1 protein-coding gene, 2 tRNA genes and 3 rRNA genes are annotated in these 5589 nt (G+C 52.7%); all 6 read right to left on the bottom strand.

Annotation, left to right across the window (positions count from 1 at the left end; all coding sequences use genetic code 11):
- Nucleotides 1-5 precede the first annotated feature (5 nt).
- A 5S ribosomal RNA gene (gene rrf / locus H6G62_RS25755) occupies nt 6-122 on the bottom strand.
- Nucleotides 123-214: 92 nt separating this feature from the next.
- Nucleotides 215-3099, bottom strand: a 23S ribosomal RNA gene (locus tag H6G62_RS25760).
- Between the two features lie 199 nt (nt 3100-3298).
- Nucleotides 3299-3371: transfer RNA gene (locus H6G62_RS25765), tRNA-Ala, on the bottom strand.
- Between the two features lie 6 nt (nt 3372-3377).
- A tRNA-Ile gene (locus H6G62_RS25770) sits at nt 3378-3451 on the bottom strand.
- 171 nt (nt 3452-3622) lie between these two features.
- Nucleotides 3623-5110: ribosomal RNA gene (locus H6G62_RS25775) — 16S ribosomal RNA — on the bottom strand.
- The 16S, 23S and 5S rRNA genes sit together here with 2 tRNA genes alongside, the layout of an rRNA operon.
- Nucleotides 5111-5388: 278 nt before the next feature.
- Nucleotides 5389-5589, bottom strand: a 201-nt coding sequence (locus tag H6G62_RS27555) for a hypothetical protein (protein ID WP_206755660.1), incomplete at its 5' end; no start/stop codon positions are given.

Below are 5589 nucleotides of genomic sequence, written 5' to 3' on the forward strand. Positions count from 1 at the left end.
TAATACCCTGGCATTGAGCTATTTTGACGAGGGGCAACCCCCTCACTATCTTCGCCGCAGGTGCGTTTCACGTCTGAGTTCGGGATGGGTCAGAGTGGTTCCACACCGCCATAAACACCAGGAAAGGTGAAATGTTGGTTATGTCCTTGGACTACACGTTAGAGAAATGTGTTGATGACACTCAGGGAATGAGTCTAAGTGCTGCGAATGAGATAAGGTCAAGCCCTCGGTCTGTTAGTATTCCTCGACTGCATCCATTACTGGACTTCCATCTAGAACCTATCAACGGGTGGTCTACCCGTGACCTTACTGGCTTATGCCATGGGAACACTCATCTTGAGGTGGGCTTCCCACTTAGATGCTTTCAGCGGTTATCCTCTCCGCACTTGGCTACCCTGCGTTTACCGTTGGCACGATAACAGGTACACCAGCGGTGCGTTCTTCCCGGTCCTCTCGTACTAAGGAAGACTCCTCTCAATGTTCCTACGCCTGCACCGGATATGGACCGAACTGTCTCACGACGTTCTGAACCCAGCTCACGTACCGCTTTAATGGGCGAACAGCCCAACCCTTGGGACCGACTACAGCCCCAGGTTGCGATGAGCCGACATCGAGGTGCCAAACCTCCCCGTCGATGTGAACTCTTGGGGGAGATCAGCCTGTTATCCCTAGAGTAACTTTTATCCGTTGAGCGACGGCCCTTCCACGCGGAACCGTCGGATCACTAAGGCCTACTTTCGTACCTGCTCGACTTGTCAGTCTTGCAGTCAAGCTCTCTTATGCCTTTACACTCGAGGGCTGATTTCCAACCAGCCTGAGAGAACCTTTGCGCGCCTCCGTTACCATTTAGGAGGCGACCGCCCCAGTCAAACTGCCCACCTGATACTGTCCGCTGCCCGGATAACGGGTCAACGTTAGAATTCTAGCCTGTCAAGAGTGGTATCTCACCGGTGACTCCACAACCCCCACAAGGACTGCTTCATAGTCTCCCACCTATCCTGCGCATGACAAGCCCGAACCCAATACCAAGCTACAGTAAAGCTTCATAGGGTCTTTCTGTCCGGGTGCAGGTAGTCCGTATCTTCACAGACATTCCTATTTCGCCGAGCCTCTCTCCGAGACAGCTCCCAGATCGTTACGCCTTTCGTGCGGGTCGGAACTTACCCGACAAGGAATTTCGCTACCTTAGGACCGTTATAGTTACGGCCGCCGTTCACCGGGGCTTCAGTCGCTAGCTTCAGTTCCGAAGAACCTGACCAACTTCCTTAACCTTCCGGCACTGGGCAGGCGTCAGCCCCCATACATCGTCTTGCGACTTAGCGGAGACCTGTGTTTTTGGTAAACAGTCGCCTGGGACTCTTCACTGCGGCCACCTTTCAGTGGCACCCCTTCTCCCGAAGTTACGGGGCCATTTTGCCGAGTTCCTTAGAGAGAGTTATCTCGCGCCCCTGGGTATACTCTACCTTCCCACCTGTGTCGGTTTAGGGTACGGGCTCATTTGAATTAACGTGGTTCGGGCTTTTCTTGGAAGCCTGACGTCAGACACTTCCCCGCCGTAGCGGGTCGTACTCATGCCTCAGCTCAAGACGTTTTCGCCGTCTCTCATCACCTCGGACACTTAAACCGGGACTACCATTACCCGGCTGTCTTAGCCTTCTCCGTCCCCCGCCACAATCCAAATCAGGTACAGGAATATTAACCTGTTATCCATCGACTACGCCTTTCGGCCTCGCCTTAGGTCCCGACTAACCCTCCGCGGACGAGCCTTCCGGAGGAACCCTTGGGATTTCGGGGTGTGGGATTCTCACCCACATTTTCGCTACTCAAGCCGACATTCTCACTTCTATGCAATCCACGCCTGCTCTCGCTAACGCTTCAACTCGCATAGAACGCTCCTCTACCACTTGTACAAGTACAAGTCCACAGCTTCGGTAGGATGCTTAGCCCCGTTCATTTTCGGCGCAGGATCGCTTGACCAGTGAGCTATTACGCACTCTTTTAAGGATGGCTGCTTCTAGGCAAACCTCCTGGTTGTCTCTGCAATCCCACCTCCTTTATCACTTAGCATCCATTTGGGGACCTTAGCTGGTGGTCTGGGCTGTTTCCCTTTCGACGATGAAGCTTATCCCCCACCGTCTGACTGGCTGTGTGTACACTGGGTATTCTGAGTTTGTCTCGATTTGGTACCGCTCTCGCAGCCCGCACCGAAACAGTGCTTTACCCCCCAGCTATAATCACAACCGCTGTGCCTCAACACATTTCGAGGAGAACCAGCTAGCTCCGGGTTCGATTGGCATTTCACCCCTAACCACAGCTCATCCGCCACCTTTTCAACGGTGGTCGGTTCGGACCTCCACTTGGTATCACCCAAGCTTCATCCTGGCCATGGTTAGATCACCCGGGTTCGGGTCTATAAACACTGACTATCGCCCTTTTCAGACTCGGTTTCCCTTTGGCTTCGTCATTCCCGACTTAACCTGCCAGTGCCTATAAGTCGCCGGCTCATTCTTCAACAGGCACGCTATCACCCGTTTAATCGGGCTTTAACTGCTTGTAGGCTCACGGTTTCATGTTCTATTTCACTCCCCTCCCGGGGTTCTTTTCACCTTTCCCTCGCGGTACTGGTTCACTATCGGTCACGCAGGAGTATTTAGCCTTTCGAGGTGGTCCTCGATGATTCACACGGGATTTCTCGTGCCCCGTGCTACTCGGGATTCAGCTAGTATCCTTAAACTTTCGACTACAGGACTTTTACCTTCTCTGGTGCATCATTCCAATGCTTCGTCTAGTCGCTAGATTCCATGTCGCTGTCCCACAACCCCAGAGGTAAAAACCCCTGGTTTAGGCTCTTCCCACTTCGCTCGCCGCTACTATGGGAATCGAGTTTTCTTTCTCTTCCTCCGGCTACTAAGATGTTTCAGTTCGCCGGGTTCGCTCGCGCCACCCTATGGATTCAGGTGGCCGTATATAGGGTTGCCCCATTCGGAAATCCTCGGATCAATGCCTGCTTCCGGCTCCCCGAGGCGTATCGTCGGTAACCACGTCCTTCTTCGCCTCTGCGTGCCTAGGTATCCACCGTGAGCCCGTTGTAGCTTGACCTTGTCCTCACCATTACCTCACTCTTTCAAGCTCAGTAACAGATTGGAATCGCGCTTTTCTCTCGACTCAATATCTGTGTGTACTACCTTACACTTCTCTAACTATGCAGTTTTCAAGGTTCTTTGCTAGGCTCTCACCCAGCAGACTACATCATTGATTAACTCAATCAAGACATACTGTGCTGAATGCTTGCTCTCAGTGGAGGTTAGCGGACTCGAACCGCTGACATCCTGCTTGCAAAGCAGGCGCTCTACCAACTGAGCTAAACCCCCACGCAGTGGGCCATCCTGGACTCGAACCAGGGACCTCACCCTTATCAGGGGTGCGCTCTAACCACCTGAGCTAATAGCCCTTAAGTGTTTTTCCTCATCTCTTACTAGCTGGTCACTAAGGACAAACTAAAGATGAAAAAGAAACCTCAACCATAGCTTAGAAATTCCGCTCAAGTTCCTGAACGACCTAGAGTGACCGCTCGATACTCCTAATAAAAAGTGTTCGGAGTTATCAAGGGTAGGTCCCCCTAAAAGGAGGTGATCCAGCCACACCTTCCGGTACGGCTACCTTGTTACGACTTCACCCCAGTCATCAGCCCTGCCTTCGGCGCCCTCCTCCGCGAACGGTTAGAGTAACGACTTCGGGCGTGGCCAACTCCCATGGTGTGACGGGCGGTGTGTACAAGGCCCGGGAACGTATTCACCGCAGTATGCTGACCTGCGATTACTAGCGATTCCGCCTTCATGCAGGCGAGTTGCAGCCTGCAATCTGAACTGAGCTACGGTTTATGGGATTTGCTTGTCATCGCTGACTTGCTGCCCTCTGTCCGTAGCATTGTAGGACGTGTGTAGCCCAAGACGTAAGGGGCATGATGACTTGACGTCGTCCCCACCTTCCTCCGTGTTGTCCACGGCAGTCTCTCTAGAGTGCCCAACTGAATGATGGCAACTAAAAACGAGGGTTGCGCTCGTTGCGGGACTTAACCCAACATCTCACGACACGAGCTGACGACAGCCATGCACCACCTGTGTTCGCGCTCCCGAAGGCACTCTCTCATCTCTGAAAGATTCGCGACATGTCAAGCCTTGGTAAGGTTCTTCGCGTTGCATCGAATTAAACCACATCCTCCACCGCTTGTGCGGGCCCCCGTCAATTCCTTTGAGTTTCACACTTGCGTGCGTACTCCCCAGGCGGGATACTTAACGCGTTAGCTACGGTACTGCACGGGTCGATACGCGCAACACCTAGTATCCATCGTTTACAGCTAGGACTACAGGGGTATCTAATCCCTTTCGCTCCCCTAGCTTTCGTCCCTCAGCGTCAGTTGTGGCCCAGTAGAGCGCCTTCGCCACTGGTGTTCTTCCCGATATCTACGCATTTCACCGCTACACCGGGAATTCCCTCTACCCCTACCACACTCAAGCTCTCCAGTTTCCATTGCCGATCCACAGTTGAGCTGTGGGCTTTAACAACAGACTTAAAAAGCCGCCTGCGGACGCTTTACGCCCAATAATTCCGGATAACGCTTGCCTCCTCCGTCTTACCGCGGCTGCTGGCACGGAGTTAGCCGAGGCTTATTCCTCTGGTACCGTCAGATCTTCTTCCCAGAGAAAAGAGGTTTACAACCCTAAGGCCTTCCTCCCTCACGCGGCGTTGCTCCGTCAGGCTTTCGCCCATTGCGGAAAATTCCCCACTGCTGCCTCCCGTAGGAGTCTGGGCCGTGTCTCAGTCCCAGTGTGGCTGATCATCCTCTTAGACCAGCTACTGATCGTCGCCTTGGTGAGCCTTTACCTCACCAACTAGCTAATCAGACGCGAGTTCATCTTCAGGCAGTTAACCTTTCACCTCTCGGCACATCGGGTATTAGCCACCGTTTCCAGTGGTTGTCCCCGACCTGAAGGCAGATCCTCACGCGTTACTCACCCGTCCGCCACTAAGTCCGAAGACTTCGTTCGACTTGCATGTGTTAAGCACGCCGCCAGCGTTCATCCTGAGCCAGGATCAAACTCTCCATGTTAGTGGTCAATCCCCGTAGGAACTAACCTCAAGTGACTCCATGAGATTAGAGTCGGATGTTCAAATCCCGGATACCTCAGTATCCGTTCTGTCTTATCCTTGACTTCCGACAGCCCTTAAGCTATCATTAGTCCAATTTCATTGACAGGAACCTTGGCTTTGTTTCTAAGCTATGTAATTGTCGAGGTTCTCTTGCAGTTCCCTCAGGAGCAGCGCGTTCAGCGCGTTTCCCTCAGGCGCTTTATCAATATAGCGAAATGAACCAGGGGTGTCAACACCTTAATTAAAGTTTTTTGTGATGCCCGAAACCCCTTGATATACAAGGGTTTTCGCTGTTTCAGAGGCGGCTAAGGGGTCAAAAAATCCAAAATTCCTCGAAAAAAAATTCTGGACGACCCTAGATATGGGGGTTGAATGGGGGGCGCAAACGGTAGGGGTAGCGTCCTGAATGCCTTGTTTATCAAGGGTTAAGGGCTGCTT

It is taken from the genome of Phormidium sp. FACHB-1136, assembly GCF_014697375.1.
In the GTDB taxonomy this organism is placed as follows: Bacteria; Cyanobacteriota; Cyanobacteriia; order Phormidesmidales; family Phormidesmidaceae; genus Nodosilinea.